This is a genomic window from Pseudomonas sp. C5pp (assembly GCF_000814065.1).
Taxonomy (GTDB): Bacteria; Pseudomonadota; Gammaproteobacteria; order Pseudomonadales; family Pseudomonadaceae; genus Aquipseudomonas; species Aquipseudomonas asiatica.
Genome location: NZ_JWLN01000012.1, coordinates 21,610 through 47,018, shown reverse-complemented (window position 1 = coordinate 47,018; position 25,409 = coordinate 21,610). Strand labels below are relative to the sequence as shown.

At 62.5% G+C, this 25,409-nt stretch carries 21 protein-coding genes; 17 read left to right on the top strand and 4 right to left on the bottom strand.

Annotated elements, in window-relative coordinates:
• Positions 1 to 142 precede the first annotated feature (142 nt).
• A complete protein-coding gene (locus tag RR51_RS12000) occupies positions 143 to 1,042 on the top strand; it encodes a helix-turn-helix domain-containing protein (RefSeq protein WP_013972692.1) in 900 nt (299 codons plus the stop codon).
• A gap of 175 nt (positions 1,043 to 1,217) precedes the next feature.
• On the top strand, positions 1,218 to 3,128 hold the full coding sequence (locus RR51_RS11995; protein WP_039613623.1) for an AAA family ATPase: 1,911 nt from the start codon (positions 1,218 to 1,220) through the stop codon (positions 3,126 to 3,128).
• A gap of 344 nt (positions 3,129 to 3,472) precedes the next feature.
• Here RR51_RS11995 and RR51_RS11990 read toward each other — a convergent pair whose 3' ends face one another.
• Positions 3,473 to 4,858 (bottom strand): aldehyde dehydrogenase family protein, encoded by a 1,386-nt coding sequence (locus RR51_RS11990; RefSeq protein WP_039613622.1) that lies wholly within the window; start codon positions 4,856 to 4,858, stop codon positions 3,473 to 3,475.
• Positions 4,859 to 4,965: 107 nt separating this feature from the next.
• Between RR51_RS11990 and ptrR the strand changes: the two genes are divergently transcribed.
• From ptrR to RR51_RS11970, 4 genes are all read left to right on the top strand, one after another.
• Complete coding sequence (ptrR, locus tag RR51_RS11985) at positions 4,966 to 5,832, top strand: putrescine utilization regulator PtrR (protein WP_013972688.1); 867 nt, start codon at positions 4,966 to 4,968, stop codon at positions 5,830 to 5,832.
• A 125-nt stretch (positions 5,833 to 5,957) separates the two neighbouring features.
• Positions 5,958 to 6,401 (top strand): hypothetical protein, encoded by a 444-nt coding sequence (locus tag RR51_RS11980; protein ID WP_039613621.1) that lies wholly within the window; start codon positions 5,958 to 5,960, stop codon positions 6,399 to 6,401.
• Between the two features lie 54 nt (positions 6,402 to 6,455).
• Positions 6,456 to 7,202 (top strand): phytanoyl-CoA dioxygenase family protein, encoded by a 747-nt coding sequence (locus RR51_RS11975; protein ID WP_039613620.1) that lies wholly within the window; start codon positions 6,456 to 6,458, stop codon positions 7,200 to 7,202.
• Positions 7,203 to 7,481: 279 nt separating this feature from the next.
• On the top strand, positions 7,482 to 8,003 hold the full coding sequence (locus RR51_RS11970) for an acyloxyacyl hydrolase (protein WP_015270391.1): 522 nt from the start codon (positions 7,482 to 7,484) through the stop codon (positions 8,001 to 8,003).
• Between the two features lie 118 nt (positions 8,004 to 8,121).
• Here RR51_RS11970 and RR51_RS11965 read toward each other — a convergent pair whose 3' ends face one another.
• Together RR51_RS11965 and RR51_RS11960 are read right to left on the bottom strand one after the other, a co-directional pair.
• Complete coding sequence (locus RR51_RS11965; RefSeq protein ID WP_039613619.1) at positions 8,122 to 10,257, bottom strand: TonB-dependent siderophore receptor; 2,136 nt, start codon at positions 10,255 to 10,257, stop codon at positions 8,122 to 8,124.
• Positions 10,258 to 10,499: 242 nt separating this feature from the next.
• Positions 10,500 to 11,390 (bottom strand): universal stress protein, encoded by an 891-nt coding sequence (locus RR51_RS11960; protein ID WP_013972683.1) that lies wholly within the window; start codon positions 11,388 to 11,390, stop codon positions 10,500 to 10,502.
• Positions 11,391 to 11,537: 147 nt separating this feature from the next.
• Here RR51_RS11960 and hisN point away from each other — a divergent pair, with 147 nt between their 5' ends.
• A complete protein-coding gene (gene hisN, locus RR51_RS11955) occupies positions 11,538 to 12,329 on the top strand; it encodes a histidinol-phosphatase (RefSeq protein WP_039613618.1) in 792 nt (263 codons plus the stop codon).
• A gap of 71 nt (positions 12,330 to 12,400) precedes the next feature.
• Here the strand turns inward: hisN and RR51_RS28515 are convergent, their stop codons facing one another.
• Positions 12,401 to 14,035, bottom strand: a complete 1,635-nt coding sequence (locus tag RR51_RS28515) for a S8 family serine peptidase (protein WP_052261056.1) — start codon at positions 14,033 to 14,035, stop codon at positions 12,401 to 12,403.
• A gap of 372 nt (positions 14,036 to 14,407) precedes the next feature.
• On the opposite strand from RR51_RS28515, the gene RR51_RS11945 reads away from it, so the two are divergent.
• From RR51_RS11945 to RR51_RS11900, 10 genes are all read left to right on the top strand, one after another.
• Entirely contained in the window at positions 14,408 to 15,139 is a 732-nt protein-coding gene (locus tag RR51_RS11945) for a hypothetical protein (RefSeq protein WP_039613707.1), read from the top strand.
• 258 nt (positions 15,140 to 15,397) lie between these two features.
• Positions 15,398 to 16,402, top strand: coding sequence for a benABC operon transcriptional activator BenR (gene benR, locus RR51_RS11940; protein ID WP_052261055.1), 1,005 nt, complete (start codon positions 15,398 to 15,400; stop codon positions 16,400 to 16,402).
• Positions 16,403 to 16,485: 83 nt separating this feature from the next.
• Entirely contained in the window at positions 16,486 to 17,844 is a 1,359-nt protein-coding gene (gene benA, locus RR51_RS11935; RefSeq protein ID WP_039613617.1) for a benzoate 1,2-dioxygenase large subunit, read from the top strand.
• Positions 17,841 to 18,326: a benzoate 1,2-dioxygenase small subunit gene (gene benB, locus RR51_RS11930; RefSeq protein ID WP_013972678.1), complete on the top strand. Its 486-nt coding sequence runs from the start codon at positions 17,841 to 17,843 to the stop codon at positions 18,324 to 18,326. Before benA ends, benB begins: the two co-directional genes overlap by 4 nt.
• A gap of 72 nt (positions 18,327 to 18,398) precedes the next feature.
• Complete coding sequence (gene benC / locus RR51_RS11925; RefSeq protein ID WP_039613616.1) at positions 18,399 to 19,409, top strand: benzoate 1,2-dioxygenase electron transfer component BenC; 1,011 nt, start codon at positions 18,399 to 18,401, stop codon at positions 19,407 to 19,409.
• Positions 19,410 to 19,553: 144 nt separating this feature from the next.
• Entirely contained in the window at positions 19,554 to 20,315 is a 762-nt protein-coding gene (locus tag RR51_RS11920; protein ID WP_013972676.1) for a 1,6-dihydroxycyclohexa-2,4-diene-1-carboxylate dehydrogenase, read from the top strand.
• Between the two features lie 57 nt (positions 20,316 to 20,372).
• The gene (locus RR51_RS11915; protein ID WP_039613615.1) at positions 20,373 to 21,701 is read left to right on the top strand and encodes an MFS transporter; all 1,329 of its coding nucleotides are present in this window, start codon (positions 20,373 to 20,375) and stop codon (positions 21,699 to 21,701) included.
• A 30-nt stretch (positions 21,702 to 21,731) separates the two neighbouring features.
• Positions 21,732 to 22,646 (top strand): catechol 1,2-dioxygenase, encoded by a 915-nt coding sequence (catA, locus tag RR51_RS11910; RefSeq protein ID WP_039613614.1) that lies wholly within the window; start codon positions 21,732 to 21,734, stop codon positions 22,644 to 22,646.
• A 161-nt stretch (positions 22,647 to 22,807) separates the two neighbouring features.
• The gene (locus RR51_RS11905; RefSeq protein ID WP_039613613.1) at positions 22,808 to 24,007 is read left to right on the top strand and encodes a benzoate/H(+) symporter BenE family transporter; all 1,200 of its coding nucleotides are present in this window, start codon (positions 22,808 to 22,810) and stop codon (positions 24,005 to 24,007) included.
• A 54-nt stretch (positions 24,008 to 24,061) separates the two neighbouring features.
• Positions 24,062 to 25,312: an OprD family porin gene (locus RR51_RS11900; RefSeq protein ID WP_039613612.1), complete on the top strand. Its 1,251-nt coding sequence runs from the start codon at positions 24,062 to 24,064 to the stop codon at positions 25,310 to 25,312.
• Positions 25,313 to 25,409 lie beyond the last annotated feature (97 nt).

Genomic DNA, 25,409 nt, shown 5'->3' with positions numbered 1-25,409 from the left:
CAGCGTAAACCGTTCCAGGGTTTCGAAGGCGTCCCGCTTCCCAGGTGACGCGCTGGAGACTATCTTGGTCGCAGCCCGCAAGGCTGATCTATCCACTTTCTCCGGCAATGAATGCACCAAAAGAGTGCAACTAGGACCGAGCGTGACAACCGCCAATGCCCTGCAAGTCCAGGCTTACCACACCACCGACGTAACCGAACAAGTACGTGCCACCCCTGGCTGGCAGCAGCAGTACCGGCAGATGTCGCCCGGGCATTTCAGCGGTGAGCTGCGTTGCCTGGGGCTGGACGGGGTGGAGGTGTACGAGGAGCGGCTGAACACCCGGGTGGAGCAGTTTTTCCGCGCGCCGAGCGGTTCGCTGGCGTTCTGCTTCGACCGCAGCGAGAACAGCCTGTACCTGCTGAACGAACAGAGCCGGAACATCTGGATCACGCCAGAAAACTACCAGGAAGTGGCGGTCGTGTTCGACCAGGCCTTCCTGGCCCGCCATGGGCTTGACCCGCAGCGCCTGGAAGGGTTGTTCATGGTGCCGCTGGGCAGCGGGCAGAATGCGCTGTTCGGCAGTTGGCTGAGTGCGACACTGACCCGCCTGGGCCAGGCGGATTGCCCGCTGCAGGGGCAGGCCCTGGCGGAGCAGCTGCTGGAGGACTGCCTGTTCATCCTCGACAACGCCTGCCAGCGCCTGCAGGGCGTGGCATTGGGCCGGCGTGACGAGGAGCGTGCAATCATGCGCCGGGTAAGCGAATGGGCGGCCGACTGCCCGGAGGAGACGCTGAACCTGGTGGAGCTGGCGGATGCTGCCGGGGTTTCTTTGCGTCAGTTGCAACAGGCCTTCAAAGCGTTTACCGGAATGCCGCCGGCGCACTGGTTGCGCCTGCGCCGGCTGAACGGTGCGCGGCGCGATCTGTTGCGTGGCGATGGCGTGACCGTGGCCGAGGTGGCGATGCGTTGGTCGTTCTGGCATTTGGGAAGGTTTTCAGAGAGTTACCGGCAGTTGTTCAAGGAGTTTCCCAGCGAGACCTTGAAGCGGGGCAGGGGCTGAATTTGGTGGTGTAGCTTGGTGGTATAGCTGCTCTTACAGGATTACCTCAGTGCCAGGCATGTGAGGTCCCTGTGGGAGCGGGTTCACCCGCGAAGAGGCCGGCCCAGGCATACACAACCCAGCATTCCACAGCAAAAATTGCTATCGTGCCGCCCTGATTCCACCCGAGGTGCCGATGTTCTACCTGCCTTTGCCCAGCGACCAGGCCGACCGCCTCGCCAGCGAGCCCACCACCGACTTCTTCAGCACCGCCAGCGTGCTCGCCGCCGCCGCCGTGCTGTTCGTGCAGAACCTGCCGCGCCAGCCCGCCACCGCCTCGGCGGATGCGCAGGAACGCCGCTTTGCCGAAATCGTGCGCATTGCCAACGAGGTCGAAAGCGCCGCACCGGGGCGCTTTCAGGGGCAGGTAGCGCAGCACTTCGATCGCGAAGCCTTCGCCATGGGCCTGGGCATGCTAGGCGAAAACGGGATCGCACTGCTGTCGACCGAGGTGGAGTACCAGGCCGACGAGCTGCTGGACGCCGAGGGCCAGTGGAACTTCCAGTTTGCCGACAGCTACCGCCAGCGGGCAACCCCGCTGCACCCGGTGTACCTGCCTTCCCTGGCCAGCGACCTGATGCTCAGCGACCAACAGAACCGCCTGCTGCGCGAATTCCTCAGTGGTATCGATGAGTCGGTGGCGGTGCAGGGCTTTGCCGGCACCGGCAAGACCTTCCTGATTCACCAGTTCGCCCGCCTGCTCGAGCCCCAGCGCACGCTGTTGCTGGCCTTGACCGAAGGCCAGTTGCGCGCCCTGCAGGCGCGGGTCAAGGATGCCGCCGCCTACACCGCACTGACCTTCGGCCAGTTGGCCGACGAACTGCTCAACCGCGACCTCACCAGCAATGGCTGGCGCCTGCGCGACCCGTATCGCACCAAGCTGTCGTGGCGCCCGCAGGATGCGCAGGTTGTACGTTGGCTGGCCATCCCCGACATCGGCCCGCTCGCCGCGCGCGATGTGGTTGCCTTGTGCATCCGCGCGGTACGCACGTTCTGCCATAGCGCCGATACCCAGCTGCAGTTGCACCACCTGCCCTGGGCCGGGCCGGGGACCACGCCACTGGATCAGGAAGTGTTGCTGGAAAAGGCACGGCTGTACTGGCAGGAGCTGATTCGCCCGTCGGCACGGGAAATCCAGTTGCCGGTGCGCGACTACCACCGGGTCAAATTGCTGTCGCTGACCGGTCATGTGATCGACAGCCGCTACACCCATGTCATCGTCGACGAGGCCCACGAGCTGTCGGCACCGATGCTTGCCGTGCTCGACCGCAGCCCGCAGTCGATCATTGCCCTGGGTGACGAGCTGCAGAACCTCAACGGCCTCAGCGCGCACCATGGCGGCTTTATCCGCCAGCGTTACATCGACCACTCGCTGCGGGCCGGGCCGGCGATGGACAACGTGCTCAACCCGCTGATCAATGCCCACCCGGCGGCGATCCAGGCGGCCTTCAGTGGCAGCGCCGAGCACTACACCCGGGTCAGCTTTTTCGATGCGGTAACGGTGCCGGAACAGCCCACGGCGCTAATCGTCGACGATGAATGGGGCCTGTTTGGCTGGTTCCAGCGCCTGACCCACCAGGGCGTGCCGTTCGTGCTGCTGAAAAGCGCGCGCAAGGACTTCGAGCTGTTCGTTGAAGACTGTATCGAGCTATACCGCCATGGCACCCGGCCGCGGCACCCGATGCTGTTCCGCTATGCCAGCTGGCAGGCGCTGGAGCAGGACAAGGGTGATGACAAGGCGTTCGTCGCCGTGGCCAACATGCTGCGCAAGGGCTACACACCAGAGCACTTTGCCAGGGCCAAGAGCCGTTACCGCTGGGACAAGGCGCCCAAGTTATTCCTGGGGCGGGTGCGGGATGTGAAAAACATGGAGTTCGCCCGGGTGATGGTGTCGCCGGAGCTGATGGTAGCGCCGCAGGTAGCGGGGAACCGCAATGAACGGGCGCGGATGCTGGCGGGGTTGTATACCGCCTGTTCGCGGGCGCGGCATGAACTGATCGTGCCGGGGGGGATGCTGGACTGGGTCAAGGACCAGATTCGGGATTGAGGCCCCTCGGGCTGCTTTTTCAGCCCTTCAAAGTCCCTGTGGGAGATTGCCCAGCCCTTTGGGCCGCGCTGTCGCACAGATAACTGAATTCGCAAGCGATCCTCGTACCCTGTGTGAACGGCTTTAGCCGCGAAGAATCCAGCGCGGTGCATGGCACCGGCTGCGCCGGTGTTCGCGGCTAAAGCCGCTCCCACAGGGTCCCTGCTAATTCAATGAGTTATGTGCAGTTCTATGAGAGCGGGTTCATCCGCGAACACCGGCGCAGCCGGTGTCGGGCACCGTGTCGCCTGATTCGCGGATAAACCCGCTCCCACAGGGCCGCAATGCGGCCCCTAAGCATCGAATCAGTTACGGTCCAGCCACACAGTCTGGGCATTGGTGAACTCACGCACACCAAAGTGCGACAGTTCACGCCCGAAGCCGCTCTTCTTCACCCCGCCAAACGCCACGCGGGGGTCGGAAGCGCAATAGCCGTTGATGAACACGCCGCCGGTATCCAGCGCCGCGGTCATGCGCTCGGCCAGCGCGTAGTCGGCGGTGTAGATGGTCGAGGCCAGGCCGAACTCGCTGTCGTTGGCCAGCTCCACCGCATGCTCCGCATCACGTGCGCTGATGATCGCCGCCACCGGCCCGAACAGCTCCTGCTTGAACGCAGTCATCTGTGGGGTGACGTTGGCGAACACGGTCGGCGCGTAGAAGTTGGCCACGCCATCGACCTTGTGGCCGCCCAGCAGCAGGGTGGCGCCTTCGGCGATGGTCGCCTGGACCTGGCCATCCAGCTCGTCGCGCAGGTCGTAACGGGCCATAGGGCCGATGTAGGTACCTTCTTCCAGCGGGTTGCCGACCTTCAGCTCGCGAGTAGCCTCGACGAACTTGCGGGTGAATTCGTCAACGATGCTTTCCTCGACGATCAGGCGCTTGGCCGCAGCGCAGACCTGGCCAGTGTTCTGGTAACGGCCAATCACGGCAGCTTTCACGGCGGCATCCAGGTCGGCGTCGGCCAGCACGATGAACGGGTCGGAACCGCCCAGCTCCAGCACGCACTTCTTCAGCGCCGCGCCGGCTTGCGCACCAATCGCCATGCCGGCACGCACGCTGCCGGTCAGGGTCACGGCGGCGATGCGCGGATCATTGATGGCGCGGGTGACGCCGTCCGGGGTCACGTTCAGCACTTCGAACACGCCTTCCGGCAAGCCGGCATCCTTGAACAGCTCGCCCAGCAGGTAGGCGCTGCCCATCACGTTCGGCGCGTGCTTGAGTACGTAGGTGTTGCCGGCCAGGATCGCCGGCACGGCGCCGCGCAATACCTGCCAGACCGGGAAGTTCCAAGGCATCACGGCCAGGATAGGGCCCAGCGGGCGGTATTCGATGCGGGCTTTCTCGACCTGGGTCGGCTCAGCGGCGAGCATGGCCGGGCCATGTTCGGCGTACCAGCGGCACAGGCCGACGCACTTGCTGACTTCACCACGGGCCTGGGCGACAGGCTTGCCGATTTCGCGGCTGATCATTTGCGCGAAAGCTTCGGCCTTGGTTTCGAGGGTGCTGGCCAAGGCAAGCAGGTACTCGCTGCGCTGACCCAGCGACACCTGGCGCCACTGGCGGTAGCCAACCTTGGCGCGTTGCAGCGCCGCTTCCAGTGCGGCGTCGGTGTCGAACGGGTAGGCGCCGATCTGCTCGCCGCTATACGGGTCGAGGGAGATGGCGTGGGTCAGGCTGCTGATCGCACTCATGGCGGGACACTCTCGTTGTAATTGATCCGTGACGCCAGACTAGTGGGCTATGGCTTTAATGAAAACTGAATAATAATGAGCGAAACATTCACGTTTGGAGAATGGCTGTGGACCTGGTGCAACTCGAGATCTTCAAGGCCGTGGCAGAGCAGGGCAGCATCAGTGCCGCTGCGCAGCATATCCACCGGGTGCCGTCGAACCTGACCACGCGTATCAAGCAACTGGAGGAGGACCTGGGCGTGGAGCTTTTCATACGTGAAAAGAGCCGCCTGCGCCTTTCCCCCGCAGGCTGGAACTTCCTCGAGTACACCCGGCGCATCCTTGACCTGGTGCATGAGGCGCGGCTGACAGTGGCCGGTGAGGACCCGCAGGGCACTTTCGCCCTGGGGTCGCTGGAAAGCACGGCGGCGGTGCGCATTCCGGCCTTGCTGGCGGCCTATAACCAGCGTTACCCCAAGGTCGACCTGGACCTGTCCACCGGGCCTTCCGGGACCATGCTCGAAGGCGTGCTGTCGGGGCGCCTGGTAGCGGCGTTCGTCGACGGCCCGGTGCTGCACCCGACGCTGGAGGGCATGCCGGTGTTCGAGGAAGAAATGATGGTCATCGCGCCGCTCAACCATGCCCCGGTAACCCGCGCCCAGGACGTCAACGGCGAAAGCATCTACGCCTTCCGCGCCAACTGTTCATACCGGCATCACTTCGAGAACTGGTTCGTGCAGGACCAGGCGGTACCGGGCAAGATCCACGAAATGGAGTCGTACCACGGCATGCTGGCCTGCGTCAGCGCCGGCGCCGGCCTGGCCATGATGCCGCGCAGCATGCTCGACAACATGCCCGGTTGCAGCACCGTCAGTGCCTGGCCGATGTCGGAGGACTTCCGTTACCTGAAAACCTGGCTGGTGTGGCGCCGGGGCACCGTGTCGCGCAGTTTGAGCATGTTCGTGAAACTGCTTGAGGAAGGCCGTGCAACATGATGTTTCTGCGCAATGTCCACCCCGATGAAGCGAATTTCATCCACACGACCACGCATCAGCACGAACGCCGTTACGCCCGAAGGATCAGATAATAGGTAAGCCATCCTCGAAAGGAGGGTCGTACCATGCGTAACCATCACTATACCCTCGGCGCGGCGCTGCTGATCGCCCTGGCGCTGCCATGGACCCTGGCGGCCGCCTCCGACCACAATGCCCCCATCGACATGCAGGCCGTGCAACTGCAACAGCAGGAGCAGAACGGCGTCCGCTACCTGCAAGGCGGCATCGGCCAGGATGAAGCCAACGCCCTGCGCAAGACCCCGGGCTATGACCTGCACGTAGAACTCTCCACCGGCCCGGAAGGCAAGTTCCAGAGCGGTGCTACCGTCGACATCCAGAATGCACAGGGCCAGCCCGTGCTCAGTCTTACGGATGCCGGGCCGCTGCTATACGTGCAGTTGCCTCCCGGCAAATACAAAGTGACTGGCAACGCCCAGGGTGAGACGGTGCAGCAATTGGTGACCGTGAATGGCAAGACCCCCACCACCGTGAACCTGAACTGGCGTTGATGGAAAAACGGGCAGGAGTACAGATGTGCTCCTGCCTGAAAGGAGCACATCGCCATGAGCCTGGATCTTCAGCTGGAGATGTTGGACGAGCGGGGCTATGTGTTGCTCCCCGGTGTGCTCGAACCCTTGCGTATCGCCTTGCTGCGCTGCGCCATCGATGACCTGCAGCCCATCCACTGGGATTACCAGGGGCTGCTGGAACACTACAAGTGCGTGTTCAACCGCAACCCGCTGTGGTTACCCTTTCTCGACTTGCCGCCGCTGATTGCCCTGGCCGAAGCGGCATTGGGCACCGACTGCCATGTGATCGGCCAGACCGCCTGGCGCAGCCACCCGGGCTACCCCGGCATGGCCCTGCACCTGGACCATTTGCCCATGCAGTTGCCCGACTGGCTCAGCGAGCGCGGCGACTTCACCCAGCCCCCGCAGATCCTGACTGCGCAACTGTACCTCAGCGATATCGACCATCAAATCGGGCCGACCTGGATTGTGCCTGGCAGCCACCGCGCGGCACGGCCACCGCAGGCTGGCGAGCAACACTGGCAGGGCCGTGAGGCCCAGCCGGTTCTGTGCAAGGCAGGGGACGCGCTGGTGTTTCGCAGCGATGTCTGGCATAGCGGCGGGGCCAACTGCACCCAATCACGCCAGCGCGACATGCTTCAAGTGCACTATGGCCGGCGCATGGTCGCGCAGAAGTTTTCGCCATACCTGAACTGGCGTTTCAACCCGCAGGTACTGGAGGAGGCCACACCCAGGCAAAGGCGCCTGTTGGGCGAGCACGAAGAAGCGGAATACGACTGAGTGCTGCTGCTCGGCATGGCAGATGCTGGCGCAGGGTATTAGCCAATGGTGGCAATTCACTTTCAACTTTCTGTTTATCTGGACGATAATCAGAAAAGTATTACTTCCTGTGACCGGATGCATCCACACCGGTCACAGGAAGTAATACTTTTCTGTTTATCTGGACGATAATCAGAAAAGTATTACTTCCTGTGACCGGTGTGGATGCATCCGGTCACCGCATAAGATCGAGGGGCTCAAGCCCCCGCTTGCCGTATAGACCATCAGGAGAAGTCATTGATGAAAACCCGTCTAGCAGCTTCGCTGGCTGCTGCAGTGCTGGCCTTTGCCGGGGCGAATCTGGCCCAGGCAGCGCAGGTGAGCGGCGCCGTTGGCGCCACTGGCCAAGGTGACATGACCTACCGTATTGGCCTGTCGTTCGACTGGGACAAGAAATGGCTGGAAAGCAGCACCGGTCATCTGACCGGATACTGGGATGCGGCCTACACCTATTGGGAAGGCGGTGAGGCCAGTGGTGCACACTCGCTGTCGTTCAGCCCGGTGTTCACCTACGAGTTCAGCGGTTTTACCTACACCCCGTACATCGAGGCCGGCATTGGTTTGGCGGCGTTTTCCAAGACCGACGTGGGCGACCAGCGCCTGGGCTCGTCGGTCAACTTCGAAGACCGCATCGGCTTCGGCCTGAAACTGCCGGGGGAGCAGAAGGTGGGGATCCGCGCGATGCATTACTCCAACGCGGGGCTCAAGCAGCCTAACGACGGCATCGAGTCGTACTCGCTGTTCTACAGCAAAGGGTTCTGACCCCCCGGGGGCCGCTTTGCGGCCCATCGCGACACAAGGCCGCTCCTACAGGAGATCGCGGTTTCCTTGTAGGAGCGGCCTTGTGTCGCGATGGGCTGCAAAGCAGCCCCAGGAACGGTCAGAAGGTATACGAAACGCCAGCCTGCACCGTCCGCGGCGCACCCGGGTAGACGTAGTTGTTGAACGCGCCCTCGTCATAGCCCTTGTTGAACACGTTCTTCACGTCCAGGTTAAGCCGCACGTGTTCGTTGACCTTGTAGAAGCTCAGCAGGTCCACCACGCTGTAGCGCTCCATGGTGTAGGTCGTGGCTGCCGTCTGGCCGGCGCGATCATCCACGTACTTCACCCCAACCCCCAACCCCAGCCCCTTGGCCAGGCCATCCTGGAACTCGTAGGTGTTCAGCAGGCTGAAACTGTTGCGCGGGATGTTGGCCAGGCGCGTGCCCTTGGGCAGGGTCGTATCCTGGGTGACTTCGGCGTCCACGTAGGCATAGCCACCGATCACGCGCCACTCTGGCGTCAGGTTGCCGGCGATGTTGATGTCCAGGCCACGGCTGCGCACTTCACCGGCCGCAATACTGTAGGTACCGGTTGAGTCGTTCGGGTCGCGCGCCAGGACGTTCTCTTTGACGATGTGATAGATCGCCGCGTCGATGCTCAGCTGGCGGTCGAGTGCCTCCCATTTCACACCCAGTTCGTAGGACTTGCCTTTCTCCGGGTCGAAGCCTCCACCTCCGCTTGGCGTGCCGGTGTTGGGCTTGAACGAGCGCGCGGTGTTGGCATAGACCGCAACCGTATCGGTCAGGTCGTAGATCAGGCCGAAGCGTGGGGTGACGCCGTTTTCGCCCTTGCTGAAGTCGCGGTTGGTCGGCAGCTTGTCGTCGTAATCGTGCTCGAAGCGCTCGAAGCGCACACCCGCCAGCGCCTTCAGTCGCTCGGTCAGGGCCACTTGGTCCTGGATGAATGCCGCCCAGGTCTTCAGGTTTTCCTTGTCATGGGTGGTGGTGCGGGTCAGGGCAGGGCGTGGCTGGCCCAGTACCGGGTCGAAGATGTCAATCGGGTACTTATCGGCACCGCTGGCCGAGCGCTGGATGATCGAGTTGTAGTCGTAGTCTTCGTACTCGATGCCCGTCAGCAGTGTATGAGCGTAGCCGCCGGTGTCGAAGTGGCCGGTGAGGTTGAGCTGGTAGTCGCGGTCGGTCCACTCCAGTTTGCGGTAGTTGAAGTTGCGCCCCAGCGTGCGACCGTCAGCCTGCAATGCGTTGGCCTCCACGGCGTTGCCCTTGAGCGAACCGTCGAGCCACTGCATGCCACCGCCCAGCGTCCAGTTGTCGTTGAGCAGGTGCTCGAAGCGCACCTGGGCCATGTTGTTGTCATTGTGCAGCAGGTTGTCGCTGCCCTTTTCCCAGATGTTGGTGTCGCGCGAAGCTGTGCCGAGCTGGCCGGGCAGGCGGGTCAGGCCACGGTCCAACGGATGGTTGTTGCGCATGAAGTCGCCCTCGAAGACGATCTTCGTGCTGTCGTTGACCTGCCAGCTGACTACAGGCGCCAGGTCATAGCGCTCGCTTTCCACATCGTCACGGAAGCTTTCGCCGCCTTCACCCAGCAGGTTCAGGCGGTAGGCCAGCGAGCCGTCCTGATTCAGCGGCCCGGTAGCGTCCAGGGTAGCGCGGTGCATGCCCTGGTCATCGAACTGGCTGCCCAGGGTGACTTTCGACTCTTGCAGCGGCTGCTTGCTGACCACGTTGAAGGTGCCGCCTGGGTCGCCACGGCCGTACAGGCTGCTGGCCGGGCCACGGATCACTTCCAGGCGTTCGACGGTGTTGGCGTCGGGGGCGTTGGGGTAGCCGCGGTTGATCGGGAAACCGTTGCGGTAGAACTCGCCGGTGGTGAAGCCACGCACGGTGAAGGTGGTCAGGCCCTGGCCGCCGAAGTTGTTGGCGCGGCCAACGCCGCCGGCGTAGTCCAGGCCGTCCTGCAGACGCGTGGCGCCGGTGTCTTCCAGTACATCCTTGGGCACCACGCTGACCGATTGCGGGGTTTCGTGCAGGGCAGTGTCGGTGCGAGTGGCGCTGGCCGAGCGGGTAGCCTTGTAACCCTCGACCGGGCCATCGGCACGTTCGCTATCGGCGCTGCTGGTGATGTTCAGGGCCTGGAGTTCGATCTGGGTGGGTTCGCTGAGCGGTTCAGGCTCGGCAAAGGCCAGCGGAGAGACAGCATGAAGCACACAAAGCGAAACGAACGTGCGACGCATCGACGGTACGATCCTGGAGTAGGGCGCTGAGGGTAGGGTGGGCAAGCGCCGAGAAACTACTACGAATCATTATCAAATGCATTCTTTTTATGTGGCACTGGTGTACCAGATACCACGTGGAATTTGTGCTGGATTCTTCGCGGGCACGCCCGCTCCCACAGGTTCGTCACAGGCTCAGGCTTTTTGCATGACCTGTGGGAGCGGGCGTGCCCGCGAAGGGGCCAGTTCAGGCGCAGCAGCTCTCACCGAACCGCCTTGATCGCCAACACATTGCACAGCGGATGTTCCAGCACATGCGCCGTGGTCCCGCCCAGGAACGTCTGCATGGCATCATGCCGGTGGCTGCCCATCACGATCACATCCGCCCGGCTGTGGCCGACGAACTGGGCAATCGCCTTGATCGCGGCCCCTTCCAGGAAGTGCCTGCGCTCCAGCGGGATCTGGTGGTGGTCGCCCAGCCGGTTGAACGCCGCCCGCTGCGCGGTGCGCACGCTGACATCGAAGCCGGGCATGGTCACCGTGCCAGCGCCGAAGTCGGCAATGTGTGTCTTGGCCGCGTCGCACACATGCAGCAGGTGCAACTCGGCATTGCACTGCAGGGCCAAGGCATGGGCGCAGCGGATCACCTGCTCATCCAGATGCTCGCCTGCGCCATGGCTGTTCAGGTCCACCGCGGCGGCAATCTGCCGGGGCAGGGGCAGGCGGATATCGCTGACCAGGTGCACGGCGACCGGGCTGTCCTTCAGCAACTGCCAGTCCAGTGGCGTTACTAGCAAGCGCTTGAGCACCGGTTCGTGCTGCACATCCTTGATCAGCAGGTCGCAGCCCAGGCGCTCGACCCGTTCCAGCACACTGCTCAGCGGGTCGCGGGTCAGCAGCAGTTCGGTAGATACATCCAGGCCGGCGTTGGCCAGTTGCTCGGCTTCGTCCGCCAGCCATTGGCGGTTGTCACTGAGCAGCCGTTCCCGCTCGCGGCTATCGCTCATCAAACCGAAGGTGTCGACATCGTCGACGAACACGTTGATATCCAGCAACGCACCGCTGGATTCCGCAAGCGCCGCAGCGCGTTGCAGCGCTGGCGTGTGGCGCATCTGCGGGCCGAGCATGACGAACAGACGCTTGAACTGGCTCATCTCACACCTCCACGTGTGGCAGCCCCCCGGTGATCTGGTCTTGTTCAGTCTAGACCGCGCAGGGCGCATGAGCTGCCTGGCGGAGGCTGGCGCGGCACGGCGTGTCGGGTATGATGCGGGCCCCATCATTTTCACGAGGCCCGCCCCATGTCCCTGAGTGCTGAACAGATCGGCGAATTCCGCGCTTTTGCCGAGCAGCTGGCCGATGCCGCTGCCGTGGCGATCAAGCCATACTTTCGCGCCAGCCTGGACGTCGAGGACAAGGGTGGGCGCCTGTACGACCCGGTGACCGTGGCCGACAAGGCAGCCGAGGACGCCATGCGCGAGCTGATCCAGGCCCGCTATCCCGACCATGGCATCCTCGGTGAAGAAGCCGGCGTGGCAGTCGGTAGCAGCCCGCTGACCTGGGTGCTCGACCCGATCGACGGCACCCGCGCCTTCATCACCGGCCTGCCGCTGTGGGGCACGCTGATTGCCCTGAACGACGGCACCCGCCCGGTGGTCGGGGTGATGAACCAGCCGTTCACCGGCGAACGCTTTGTCGGAACGCCGGAAGGCGCCTGGCGCAGCGGTGCGCCGTTGAAGGCCCGTGCCTGTGCCGACCTGGCCTCCGCCACGTTGATGTGCACCACGCCGGACATGTTCGATACCGCCGCGCGCAAGGCCGCGTTCGAGGCCGTTGCCGGCAAGGCGCGCCTGATGCGTTACGGTGGCGATTGCTATGCCTATTGCATGCTGGCTTCCGGGTTCGTCGACGTGATTGTCGAGGCGAGCCTGCAGCCATATGACGTGCAGGCGCTGATGCCGATCATCGAAGGGGCGGGCGGGGTGATCACGGCGTGGGATGGCAGCAGCGCACAGAATGGCGGGTGCGTGGTGGCCTGTGGCGACCCGGCGCTGCATGCGCAGGTGGTGGAGATGTTGCGTCACGCCATGTAACTTGTGCAGCAACGGTGCCGTGCTGTTCGTGGGGCGCTCCACGATCAGCACGGCAGGTGCTGCAAGCTAAATCAATTTATTGCTGATGATGCTGAAACGAGTTCATGCAGGTAGGCAAAAGCAGCCTCGGCGTTCGGCCTGTGGCCAATTTTGTCTTGGCTGCCTTCTGTGTATCCGGTCTTTGCAAGAATAGCGACCAACTCCTTGGCTGTTAGGCAGAGGTTGAATTGTTCGATGCTGTAGGACTGCAGCAGCGCAGCGACGCCGACTACCAGAGGCAGCGCGCTCGAGGTCCCGGCGAACCGTGCTGTGTAATCCCTGGTATGGCTGCTGTCTGGGCTGAAGAGGTCACCATAACCAGTGGTGACCACCCTGGGGCTGCCCCAGGAGTTAACCAGTAGTCCATAATGGTTGTAATTGGAATAGCCCTGAATGCGGCCATCTGAATCTTGACATGCCGCCACCAGGAAAGCGCCACTGTCGCCAAAATCTTCCATCAGGTTCTTTTCAATCAGCCAGGCCAAATCGGAAAGGCCGTTACCCGCCGCCATGAACACGATGCCACCGCGTTCAACCACCGCTTTTATTTTGCTCCACCAACTCCAATAAGCGATGATGGGGTAGGCGTCTGCGGTCTGGATATCCAGGCTGACAATATCGCCAGGCAATACATCATCCAGAATGGGCTCCATGGTTGTACCTTTATCGTAATAGATGAAGTTACAGTCGTGTGCAACGCCTTTGATGCCAACACCATTGTCCATGGCTGCAATTACGCCTGTGGAGGCTGTGCCATGCTCCTTGTTGCTCTTGCCATTGGTTGCAATCGTAATGTGCCCTTTCAGGTCTTCATGGTCCTCATATACACCAAAGTCTAGATGCCTTACGGTGGCGTGTGAACCAACCGATTGCCGCCAGGCTTCTCTCACGTTCATGCCCAATTGACCGGTGGCTGATATTGCATCAAGGTAGCCCTGCCTGTCTGTGAAGTCCGGAGTCTGGTCGCTGTTGAGTTCGGTGACTGGCAGCTTCTCAGTCGTGTTATCGAAGTCCGGCGATTTGGCGTTCAGCGAATGAGGCGTTGGTGTCAGGGCTGCATACCTCACGTAGTCCAGCTTGCTCAAAATTTGGGTGATCGACAGCATGTCCGCTATTTCAATTGTTTGCGTGATGCTGTACAGATCCTGACGACGAACCGGATTTTTTGTCAACTCAAGGTGGCCAACCTTGTCTTGGATGGCGCGCAGCGGGTCGTCTTTGCGGAAGCGTTCCAAACCGTCCGTTTCGAATTGAATTTCAATATAATAGCTGCAATCGGGCGAAGGCCTGAAGTTCTCTTTCGTGGAAAAGTATTTTACGCGTGCAGAGGGGTTGGAGGAGGTGCTGATCGACGGTATTTCTATATCGGTAATCGAAATTTTTTTGGAGACGTGCTCTTCGGTTGTACCATCCTGGTAGGAGATGACTACCTTGCCATGGTATTGATTCTTGGGCTCGTGTTTCACTTGGGTGAACGAGCACCCTGTAGTGAATATTCGTTCTTGCACCTCGCTCCCTGAGGGGATGTCATTTGAATACAGAGTGTATTCTATCGATTTGATGTGTTTGGTTGACCCCCAGGAAACGAGACCCAAATAGCCCAGCAACCTCAAATGGATAGTGTTGTCAAACTTCGCGTGCCTGGAGATTGCAAGTTCTTTTTTCATGTGTATACCGATGCATTGAAGGGCAAGCAGGCGTCTGCTGCCATGATATAGATAGCTATTCCATAGAATTCTCTACAGGAAAATTATTAGCCCCTCGAAACAAAGGGTAAACTAGCAAGACTGCGAGGTTGATCTGTTGGAGCTTTGAGTGAATGCCTGATGGATTACCGTATGGGCATGACCGGCGCGGCATTTTGCGCAGTCAATCTGCCATCGTACGGCGTCATCCTGACGTATGGCGTATCCACGTGATGTCAGTTCATCGAGCTCCTCATAATTGGCGCACATAGCACTTTTTCCAATTTCCGGGCTCTATGCTTGGCCAGGCCACACTGATCCACGGTGCGGCCGCCGAATATCGACCCGGTGCCGATGGTTGCAAGCAAGCCAAAATTCTTCCCCCGCGTGCTAATGGCAGGCGCCCTCACATGCCTGTGCGCCTGCACCCAGCAGCAGGGCCGCGACGTGCTCGACCAGTTCGGCAACGGCAAGCCAAGCGAGCTGTTCCAGACCAGCGTCGACCGCCTGGCCACGCTATCCATGCGCGACAACCTGCAGAGCTTGTACCTGCTGATGAACAAGCTGTACCTGCGCAACCCCAACCAGTGGAAGCTGTCCGGCTACGTGGACGCTGCCACTGCCGAGCGGCAGATCCGTATCGCCATCGAACAACGCCAGCCCTTGCCGCAATTGGGCAACCGTCGCGACCTGGCAGCCTTGAGCTATGCCCTGAGCCCCGAGTTTCGCGGTGACAGGGTCGGTGCGTTCATCTACGCCATCGGCAGCATGCTGATTACCGCGCACGGCGGCCGTACCGACTTCTACATGACCGATACCATCGACCCGCTGTTCGTCAACAACGCGGCCCGCAATATCGAGAAGGCCACTTGGATGTTGAGCCAACGGCAGGATGCCAATGGTGTGCTGCTGTTGTTCTCCAACGAGATCTCGGAAGAGGGCAGCAACCTGAGTTTTGCCGTGGAGTTCGGCAAGATCGTGGCACGGCTGGACTTGCTGGCGGAGTTGCTGGATGAGCGTTATCGACGAATTGGGTTGAATTATGCGCAAAGCTTGCTGTTGATGAACTTCCTGCCGGTGCAGTGAAGTGAGCGGTGCCGGGTTGCCTGAGCCGTTCGATAAACGAACACTGACCTGTCCTTACTGTTCGCTATCCGCCCATCCATTCCCAAGGTCGCATTGCCCAACCCCCGCCTTTTTGCTTAAGTGTGCCCATCCACCGGTTGTCGCCTGCCCCCGCGACCCGCAACCGGCTCGGTAGAATGACCGTGACGACCGCAACCACAGCCCGCCGGGCCGTAGGATGCGGCAACCAGAACAATAACGATCCGGGTAACCTTGCCTATGGAAAGCCGCCTGCTGAGCGAGCGCAGTAGCGTGTTTCATCACGCCGACCCTTATGCTGTGTCCGATTATGTCAACCAGCACGTAGGCCAGCATTGCATCGGTTTGTCTCGCACCACTCATCCGCAAGCCAGCCTCAGCCACCGCAAGTTCGCTGAGCTGGACCTTTGCCGCATCAGCTACGGCGGCAGCGTGCGCGTTACCTCGCCGGCACTGGAAACCATCTACCACCTGCAGGTGCTGCTCAACGGCAACTGCCTGTGGCGCGGGCACAAGCGCGAGCATCACCTGGTGCCGGGCGAGCTATTGTTGATCAACCCTGACGACCCGGTTGACCTGACTTACTCGGAAGACTGCGAGAAATTCATCCTCAAGGTGCCGACCCGGCTACTGGACTCGATCTGCGACGAACAGCGCTGGCACCGCCCTGATGGCGGGGTGCGGTTCTTGCGCAACCATTACCGGCTGGACGAGCTGGACGGGTTCGTCAACCTGCTGGCCATGGTCTGCCAGGAAGCAGAGGTGAGCGATTCGCTGCCCAGGGTGCAGGGCCACTACAGCCAGATCGTCGCCAGCAAGCTGCTGACCCTGATGAGTACCAATATCCGTCGCGAATGCCTGAGCGGGCCGCAAGCGGGGCTTGAGCGCATTCTTGACTACATCGAGCGCAACCTGAAGCTGGAGTTGTCGGCTGAGGTACTGGCAGAGCAGGCCTGCATGAGCTTGCGCTCGTTGTATGCGTTGTTTGACCAGCACTTGGGCATCACGCCAAAGCATTACGTGCGCCAGCGTAAGCTGGAGCGGGTGCATGCGTGCCTGAGCGACCCGACTTGTGGCGTACGTAGTGTGACCGAGCTGGCCCTGGATTACGGATTCCTGCATCTGGGGCGGTTCTCGGAGGTGTACCGGCAGCAGTTTGGTGAGCTGCCTTCGCAGACGTTCAAGCGGCGCGGGCTGTGCAATGGCTTGCATGAGTGCGCCCACCCGCATGAGCATTTTGGATAACACTCTGCACAATCCGGATAGTCCCCCGCCAGCCGTCTCCCTAACCTGACCAGGTCTAAACAATAACAAGGGAGACCCTGGCCATGTCCCTGGGATTCGACTACCTCAATGCCTTGCTCGAGGACGACCGTGAAAAGGGCATCTACCGCTGCAAGCGCGAGATGTTCACCGACCCACGCCTGTTCGACCTGGAGATGAAACACATCTTCGAGGGCAACTGGATCTACCTGGCCCATGAAAGCCAGATACCCGAGAAAAACGACTTCCTCACCCTGACCATGGGGCGCCAGCCGATTTTCATCGCGCGCAACAAGGACGGTGAACTCAATGCCTTCCTCAACGCCTGCAGCCACCGCGGCGCCATGCTCTGCCGGCACAAGCGCGGCAACCGCTCCAGCTACACCTGCCCGTTCCACGGCTGGACCTTCAACAACAGCGGCAAGCTGCTCAAGGTCAAAGACCCAAGCAACGCTGGCTACCCCGACAGCTTCAACTGCGACGGCTCCCACGACCTGACCAAGGTGGCACGCTTCGAGTCGTACCGTGGCTTCCTGTTCGGCAGCCTGAAGGCCGACGTCAAGCCGTTGGTCGAGCACCTGGGCGAGTCGGCCAAGATCATCGACATGATCGTCGACCAGTCGCCGGAAGGCCTGGAAGTGCTGCGCGGCGCCAGTTCGTACATCTACGAAGGCAACTGGAAGCTAACCGCCGAGAACGGCGCCGACGGCTACCACGTCAGCTCCGTGCACTGGAACTATGCCGCCACCCAGAACCAGCGCAAGCAGCGCGAGGCGGGTGACGAGATCAAGACCATGAGCGCTGGCGCCTGGGCCAAGCAGGGCGGGGGCTTCTACTCCTTCGACCACGGCCACCTGCTGCTGTGGACCCGCTGGGCCAACCCCGAGGACCGCCCGGCCTACGAGCGCCGCGACCAGCTGGCCGCCGACTTCGGCCAGGCCCGTGCCGACTGGATGATCGAGAACTCGCGCAACCTGTGCCTGTACCCGAACGTGTACCTGATGGACCAGTTCAGCTCGCAGATCCGCATCGCACGGCCGATTTCGGTGAACAAGACCGAAATCACCATCTACTGCATCGCACCGAAAGGCGAGAGCGCCGATGCCCGCGCCAAGCGCATTCGCCAGTACGAAGACTTCTTCAACGTCAGCGGCATGGCCACCCCCGACGACCTGGAAGAGTTCCGCTCGTGCCAGACCGGCTACGGCGGCGGTACCGGCTGGAACGACATGTCCCGCGGCGCTGAACACTGGGTGGAAGGCGCCGACGAGGCGGCCCGGGAAATCGAACTCAAGCCGCTGCTGTCGGGCGTACGCACCGAGGACGAAGGCCTGTTCGTGCTGCAGCACAAGTACTGGCAGGAAACCATGATCCAGGCCTTGAAGGATGAACAGCAACTGATCCCCGTGGAGGCCGTGCAATGAGCCTGTATGCAACCGTGCGCGACTTCCTTTTCCGCGAAGCGCGTTACCTGGATGACGCCCAGTGGGATCAGTGGCTGGAAATGTACGCCAGCGATTGCACCTTCTGGATGCCGAGCTGGGACGATGACGACACCCTCACCGAAGACCCACAAAGCGAAATCTCGCTGATCTGGTACGGCAACCGTGGCGGCCTGGAAGACCGGGTGTTCCGCATCAAGACCGAGCGCTCCAGTGCGACCGTGCCCGACACCCGCACCTCGCACAACATCAGCAACATCGAGATCGTCGAGCAGGGCGAGGGCAGCTGCCAGGTGCGCTTCAACTGGCACACCCTGAGCTTCCGCTACAAGACCACCGACAGTTACTTCGGCACCAGCTTCTACACCCTCGACCTGCGCGGCGAGCAGCCGCTGATCAAGGCCAAGAAGGTGGTGCTGAAGAACGACTACGTTCGCCAGGTCATCGACATCTACCACATCTGATCCAGGGTTTTGCGAGCGCTGCCCGGTGCGTCCTGCGACGTGCCGTGGCCCGGCTCGCCCGCGAGGTGCAACATGAGCTACCAGATCGCACTGAATTTCGAAGACGGGGTTACCCGCTTCATCGAGGCCACCGGCCATGAAACCGTGGCCGACGCCGCCTACCGCCAGGGCATCAACATCCCGCTGGACTGCCGCGACGGCGCCTGCGGTACCTGCAAGTGCAAGGCCGAGTCCGGCCGCTACGACCTGGGCGACAACTTCATCGAAGATGCCCTGAGCGAAGATGAAATCGCCGAAGGTTACGTACTGACCTGCCAGATGCGCGCCGAGAGCGACTGCGTCATCCGCATCCCGGCCTCGTCGCAGCTGTGCAAGACCGAACAGGCCAGTTTCGAGGCCGCCATCAGTGATGTCCGCCAACTGTCGGCCAGCACCATTGCCCTGTCGATCAAGGGTGAATCCCTTAGCCGCCTGGCCTTCCTGCCGGGGCAATATGTCAACCTCAAGGTGCCGGGCAGCGAGCAGAGCCGAGCCTATTCGTTCAGCTCGCTGCAGAAGGACGGCGAGGTCAGCTTCCTGATCCGCAACGTGCCGGGTGGGTTGATGAGCAGTTTCCTGACCAACCTGGCCAAGGCCGGCGACAGCATGTCCCTGGCCGGGCCGCTGGGCAGCTTCTACCTGCGGCCGATCCAGCGTCCGCTGTTGCTGCTGGCCGGTGGCACCGGCCTGGCGCCGTTCACGGCGATGCTGGAGAAGATCGCCGAGCAGGGCAGCGAGCACCCGCTGCACCTGATCTACGGCGTGACCAACGACTTCGACCTGGTCGAACTCGACCGCCTGCAGGCGCTGGCGGCGCGCATCCCCAACTTCACCTTCAGTGCCTGCGTGGCCAACCCCGACAGCCAGTACCCGCAGAAGGGCTACGTGACCCAGCACATCGAACCGCGCCACCTCAACGATGGCGATGTGGATGTGTACCTGTGCGGCCCGCCACCGATGGTCGAGGCGGTCAGCCAGTACGTGCGCGAGCAGGGCATTACACCGGCGAACTTCTACTACGAGAAGTTCGCGGCGGCGGCCTGATTTCCTTCATCCGAACATAACACTACTTCTGTGGGAGCGGGTTCACCCGCGAAGAGGCCGGCAGGTACAGCGGTTTTGTCTTGTCGGACGCATTCGCGGGTAAACCCGCTCCCACAGGGATCGCGGGCTAGCGGAGATTTGCATATGAACAACCGATTCCAAGGCAAGGTCGCCCTGGTCACCGGTGCCGCCCAAGGCATCGGCCGTGGCGTGTGCTGGCGGCTCAAGGCCGAAGGCGCGCAAGTGATAGCGGTAGACCGCTCCGAACTGGTTCACGAACTGGCCAGCGAGGGCATGCTCACCCTCACCGCCGACCTGGAACAATATGGTGACTGCGCCAGGGTCATGGCCAACGCGGTTGAAGCGTTCGGCCGCCTCGACATCCTGGTCAACAACGTTGGCGGCACCATCTGGGCCAAGCCCTTCGAACACTACGAAGTGGACCAGATCGAAGCCGAAGTACGCCGTTCGCTGTTCCCCACCCTGTGGTGCTGCCATGCCGCACTGCCATACATGCTCGAACGTGGCAGCGGCGCCATCGTCAACGTCTCGTCCATCGCCACCCGTGGCGTCAACCGCGTGCCCTACGGCGCAGCCAAGGGTGGCGTCAACGCGCTGACTGCGTGCCTGGCCTTTGAAACCGCCGGCCGTGGCATCCGAGTCAACGCCACTGCTCCCGGCGGCACCGAAGCGCCACCCCGGCGCGTACCGCGCAACAGTGCCGAGCAGACCGAACAGGAAAAACACTGGTACCAGCAGATCGTCGACCAGACCCTCGACAGCAGCCTGATGCACCGCTACGGCAGCATCGACGAGCAGGTGGGCGCAATCCTGTTCCTGGCTTCCGACGAAGCCTCGTACATCACCGGCGTGACCTTGCCGGTAGGGGGCGGCGACCTCGGCTGAGCGACACCCCAAGGCAAAAAGCTTTCTTTCACAACAAAAACAAGAGCGACAGATGCCATGCGAACCCTTGACGTACACCCGATCATCGATAACGCGCGCTTTACCCCGTTCCACTGGATGGTCATGGCCTGGTGCGGCCTGCTGCTGATCTTCGACGGCTATGACCTGTTCATCTACGGCGTGGTACTGCCGGTCATCATGAAAGAGTGGGGCCTGACCCCGTTGCAGGCCGGTGCACTGGGCAGCTATGCGCTGTTCGGCATGATGTTCGGCGCCCTGGCGTTCGGCAGCCTGGCCGACCGCATCGGGCGCAAGAAAGGCATCGCCATCTGTTTCGCCTTGTTCTCCGGGGCAACCATCCTCAACGGGTTTGCCAGCAGCCCGAGCGAGTTCGGCATCTACCGTTTCATTGCCGGCCTGGGCTGTGGCGGCCTGATGCCCAACGCCGTGGCCCTGATGAACGAGTACGCGCCCAAGCGACTGCGCAGCACGCTGGTAGCGATCATGTTCAGTGGCTACTCGCTGGGCGGCATGCTCTCGGCGGGTGTCGGCATCTTCATGCTGCCGCGTTTCGGCTGGGAATCGATGTTCTTCGCCGCAGCGGTGCCACTGCTGTTGTTGCCGGTAATCCTGTACTACCTCCCTGAATCGATCGGTTTCCTGGTACGCCAGGGCCGTACCGACGAGGCCCGCAAGTTGCTCAAGCGGCTGGACCCGAATTGCGACGTGCAGGCGGACGATGTGCTGCAGGCGGCCGACCGCAAAGGCGGCGGGGCGTCGGTGCTGGAGCTGTTCCGCAACGGCCTGGCCATTCGCACCCTGGCGCTGTGGCTGGCGTTCTTCTGCTGCCTGCTGATGGTCTACGCGCTCAGCTCCTGGCTGCCGAAGCTGATGGCCAACGCCGGCTACAGCCTGGGCTCGAGCCTGTCGTTCCTGCTGGCGCTGAACTTCGGTGGCATGGCCGGGGCGATTCTCGGTGGCTGGCTGGGCGACCGTTACAGCCTGGTCAAAGTCAAAGTGGCGTTCTTCATCGCCGCCGCGCTGTCGATCAGCCTGCTGGGCGTCAACAGCCCCATGCCGGTGCTGTACCTGCTGATCTTCATTGCCGGCGCCACCACCATCGGCACGCAGATCCTGCTGTATGCCGGCGCCGCTCAACTGTACGGGCTATCGGTGCGTTCCACCGGGCTGGGCTGGGCCTCGGGCATCGGCCGCAACGGCGCCATCGTCGGCCCGCTGCTGGGTGGTGCGCTGATGGGCATCAACTTGCCCCTGCAGCTCAATTTCATCGCATTCGCCATCCCTGGCGCAATTGCCGCGCTGGCCATGGCCGTGCACCTGGCCAGCGGCCGTCGGCACGCCCAGGCGGTTGCGGCACAGGCGTAACTCCAGAAAAACAACATGAGGTAAACCATCATGACCGTGAAAATTTCCCACACTGCCGAGGTACAGCAGTTCTTCGAAGAGGCCGCAGGCTTTGGCAACGATGCCGGCAGCCCGCGCCTGAAGCGCATCGTGCAACGCGTGCTGCAAGACACCGCGCGGCTGATCGAAGACCTGGAAATCAGCGAAGACGAGTTCTGGTATGCCGTTGACTACCTCAACCGCCTGGGTGGCCGCGGCGAGGCCGGGTTGCTGGTGGCTGGGTTGGGCATCGAGCACTTCCTCGACCTGCTGCAGGATGCCAAGGACCAGCAGGCAGGCCTTGTCGGCGGCACTCCACGCACCATCGAAGGCCCGCTGTACGTGGCCGGCGCGCCGATCGCCGAAGGTGAAGTACGCATGGATGACGGTAGCGAGGAGGGCGTGGCCACGCCGATGTACCTCGAGGGCCAGGTGCTCGACCCACAAGGGCGGCCGTTGCCTGGGGCCACGGTTGACCTGTGGCATGCCAATACCCGTGGCACCTATTCGTTCTTCGACCAGAGCCAGTCCGAGTACAACCTGCGCCGGCGCATCATCACCGATGGCGAAGGCCGCTACCGCGCACGCTCCATCGTGCCGTCCGGGTATGGCTGCGATCCACAGGGGCCGACCCAGGAGTGCCTGGACCTGCTCGGCCGTCACGGCCAGCGTCCGGCGCATGTGCACTTCTTCATCTCGGCACCGGGGTACCGACACCTGACCACGCAGATCAACCTGGCCGGAGACAAATACCTGTGGGATGACTTTGCCTATGCCACGCGGGATGGGCTGGTGGGCGAGGTGGTGTTCGTCGAGGGCGAGGCGGGGCGGCATGCCGAGCTGAAGTTCGACTTCCAGTTGCAGCGGGCCCAGGGCGGTGCGGATGAGCAGCGCAGTGGGCGGCCGCGGGCCTTGCAGGAGGCCTGATCCACCGGGTTGGCTTCTTCGCGGGTGAACCCGCTCCCACAGGTACGGCGCAAATGCTGGAACCTGTGTAGTCCCTGTGGGAGCGGGTTTACCCGCGAAGAAGGCAACACAAGAACAAGAGCCGGTCACCTAGCCCGGCCAGATGCCTTGCGAGAGGTGCCATGAAAACCCTGATCAAGGACTGCTCACTATCGGCCCTGGTCGCCGGCTGCATCGCCACGATGATCTCCTACGCAGGCCCCTTGGTGATCATCTTCCACGCCGCAGAAGCCGCCGGCCTGTCCCATCGGCAACTGTCCTCCTGGGTCTGGGCAGTGTCCATGGGCAGTGCCGTACTCGGCGCGCTGCTCAGCCTGCGCTACCGGGTGCCGGTGGTGATCGCCTGGTCGATCCCTGGCTCGGCGCTGCTGGTCACCGCCTTGCCGCAACTGGGCCTGGAACAGGCCGTTGGCGCCTACCTGGTAGCCAACCTGGTCCTGCTGGTGATCGGCATCAGCGGGGCCTTCGACCGTATCATCGCGCGCCTGCCGGGCTCCATCGCCGCCGGCATGCAGGCCGGCATCCTGTTCAGCTTCGGCATCGAGGTGTTCCGTGCCTTGCCGGTGCAACCGCTGCTGGTACTGGCGATGTTCGTCACCTACGTGCTGATGCGCCGGGTGCAGCCGCGCTACGCCGTGGCGGCGGTGCTGTGCGTGGGCACGCTGGTGACCGTGGCCAGCGGGGCGTTTCGCAGCGAGGCATTGGTGCTGGAGCTGGCGTCGCCGCAGTGGGTCACCCCGCAGTTCAGCCTGGCAGCGGTATTCAGCCTGGCACTGCCGCTGGTGCTGGTGGCCCTTACCGGGCAGTTCATGCCGGGCATGGCAGTACTGCGCAACGCCGCCTACCCCACGCCGGCCAGCCCGATCATCAGCGCTAGCGCCCTGGCCGGTGCCGCGCTGGCGCCGTTCGGTTGCCACGGGCTGAACCTGGCGGCGGTCACCGCCAGCCTGTGCACCGGTCATGAGGCCCATGAAAACCCACGGCGGCGCTATGTCGCGGCGGTGGCTGGCAGTGCGCTGTACCTGCTGCTGGGGATCGCCGGGGCCACGCTGATGTCGCTGTTCGCAGCATTCCCCGCCGCCCTGATCGCCGCCCTGGCCGGGCTGGCCCTGTATGGCGCCATCAGCGAAGCCCTGGCCCGCAGCCTGGCGGAACCAACCGAGCGCGATGCCGGGCTGTTCACCTTCCTGGTCACCGCTTCGGGGGTGGCCTTCCTGGGGCTGTCGGCAGCTTTCTGGGGCCTGCTGTTCGGCCTGCTGAGCCATGGGTTGCTCAGGCTGCGCCAGCCACGTGCTCGGGAGGTGCTGCGCCGTACCCCATGAACCGCCGTGCTTCCAACGCTTTACCCATAAAAACAAGATCAAGAGAGCTTCGGAATGAACCACACCCCTTGCGTCGCCCTGGGCCTGACTTTGCTCAGCCAACCGTTGCTGGCCGCCGAAGGCGGCTTCTTCGAAGATTCGAAGGCCACCCTGAGTGCCCGTAACTACTACTTCAGCCGCGACTTCTCCGACATCGTCGGGGCAAACCGGCAATCCAAGGCCGAGGAGTGGGCCCAGGGCTTCATCCTCGACTTCAAGTCGGGCTACACCCCGGGCACGGTCGGCTTTGGCATTGATGCCCTGGGCCTGCTGGGCATCAAGCTCGACAGCAGCCCAGACCGCACCAACACCGGGTTGCTGCCGGTGCACGGCGATGGCCGCGCCGCCGACGAATACAGCCGCATCGCGCCCACCTTCAAGGCCCGGCTGTCCAAAACCGAATTGCGCGTCGGCGAACTGCAACCCAACCTGCCGGTGCTGACCTTCAGCGACATCCGCCTGTTGCCACCGACCTACCAGGGCGCCAGTCTGAGCTCGGCGGAAATCGACGGCCTGACCGTGCAGGCTGGGCACCTGGCAAGCACCCACCTGCGCAACGAAGGCGGTGACGGCAAGATGAACGCCATGCTCGGCCATGTGCCGATCCGCCAGGTAGAAAGCGACGCCTTCAACTACCTGGGCGGGGACTATGCGTTCAATGCCAACCAGAGTAGCGTCAGCCTGTGGTATGGGCAGCTGGAGGACATCTACGAACAGGGCTTTGTCGGCCTCAAGCACAGCAAGCCCCTGGGCAACTGGGTGCTCAGTGCCAACCTGGGGTATTTCACCGCGCGCGAGGACGGCGATGCGTTGCTCGGCACCATCGACAACCAGGCGTTCTTTTCGATGTTCACTGCCCGGCATGGCGGGCACAGCTTCCATGCCGGCTACCAGGGCATTTATGGCGACAGCCCCTTCCCACGGGTGTTCGCCAACATCTCGCCGCTGGGTAACGAAGTACCGACCTATGAGTTCGCCTACACCGACGAACGCTCGTACCAGGTGCGCTACGACTACAACTTCGCGGCCATGGGCGTGCCGGGGCTGACCGCGACCGTGCGCTACATAACCGGTAACAATGTCGATACCGGGCTGGGTTACGAAGGGCGCGACCGCGAGCGCGACCTGGACATCGGTTATGCGGTGCAGGGCGGTGTGCTGAAGGGGTTGGGGATACGGGTGCGCAATGCCATGGCCCGGTCCAACTACCGCAGCGACATCGACGAGAACCGTTTGACGCTGGTGTACACCTGGCAGTTGTTCTGACGCATCCACAGGTTGCCAGCGGGACCTTTGTGGGAGCGGCTTTAGCCGCGAACACCGGCGCAGCCGGTGCCATGCACCGCGTTGGATTCTTCGCGGC

Excerpts from the sequence above, each read along its gene's own strand:
- benC (WP_039613616.1), top strand. The coding sequence starts at position 18,399 with ATGAGCTACCAGATCGCACTGAATTTCGAAGACGGGGTTACCCGCTTC.
- RR51_RS11970 (WP_015270391.1), top strand. The coding sequence starts at position 7,482 with ATGAAAACCCGTCTAGCAGCTTCGCTGGCTGCTGCAGTGCTGGCCTTT.
- RR51_RS11965 (WP_039613619.1), bottom strand. The coding sequence starts at position 10,257 with ATGCGTCGCACGTTCGTTTCGCTTTGTGTGCTTCATGCTGTCTCTCCG.
- benB (WP_013972678.1), top strand. The coding sequence starts at position 17,841 with ATGAGCCTGTATGCAACCGTGCGCGACTTCCTTTTCCGCGAAGCGCGT.
- RR51_RS11995 (WP_039613623.1), top strand. The coding sequence starts at position 1,218 with ATGTTCTACCTGCCTTTGCCCAGCGACCAGGCCGACCGCCTCGCCAGC.
- RR51_RS11915 (WP_039613615.1), top strand. The coding sequence starts at position 20,373 with ATGCGAACCCTTGACGTACACCCGATCATCGATAACGCGCGCTTTACC.
- benR (WP_052261055.1), top strand. The coding sequence starts at position 15,398 with ATGGAAAGCCGCCTGCTGAGCGAGCGCAGTAGCGTGTTTCATCACGCC.
- RR51_RS28515 (WP_052261056.1), bottom strand. The coding sequence starts at position 14,035 with ATGAAAAAAGAACTTGCAATCTCCAGGCACGCGAAGTTTGACAACACT.
- RR51_RS11990 (WP_039613622.1), bottom strand. The coding sequence starts at position 4,858 with ATGAGTGCGATCAGCAGCCTGACCCACGCCATCTCCCTCGACCCGTAT.
- hisN (WP_039613618.1), top strand. The coding sequence starts at position 11,538 with ATGTCCCTGAGTGCTGAACAGATCGGCGAATTCCGCGCTTTTGCCGAG.
- RR51_RS11905 (WP_039613613.1), top strand. The coding sequence starts at position 22,808 with ATGAAAACCCTGATCAAGGACTGCTCACTATCGGCCCTGGTCGCCGGC.
- catA (WP_039613614.1), top strand. The coding sequence starts at position 21,732 with ATGACCGTGAAAATTTCCCACACTGCCGAGGTACAGCAGTTCTTCGAA.
- RR51_RS11920 (WP_013972676.1), top strand. The coding sequence starts at position 19,554 with ATGAACAACCGATTCCAAGGCAAGGTCGCCCTGGTCACCGGTGCCGCC.
- RR51_RS11975 (WP_039613620.1), top strand. The coding sequence starts at position 6,456 with ATGAGCCTGGATCTTCAGCTGGAGATGTTGGACGAGCGGGGCTATGTG.
- benA (WP_039613617.1), top strand. The coding sequence starts at position 16,486 with ATGTCCCTGGGATTCGACTACCTCAATGCCTTGCTCGAGGACGACCGT.
- RR51_RS11945 (WP_039613707.1), top strand. The coding sequence starts at position 14,408 with ATGGTTGCAAGCAAGCCAAAATTCTTCCCCCGCGTGCTAATGGCAGGC.
- RR51_RS11980 (WP_039613621.1), top strand. The coding sequence starts at position 5,958 with ATGCGTAACCATCACTATACCCTCGGCGCGGCGCTGCTGATCGCCCTG.
- RR51_RS11900 (WP_039613612.1), top strand. The coding sequence starts at position 24,062 with ATGAACCACACCCCTTGCGTCGCCCTGGGCCTGACTTTGCTCAGCCAA.
- RR51_RS11960 (WP_013972683.1), bottom strand. The coding sequence starts at position 11,390 with ATGAGCCAGTTCAAGCGTCTGTTCGTCATGCTCGGCCCGCAGATGCGC.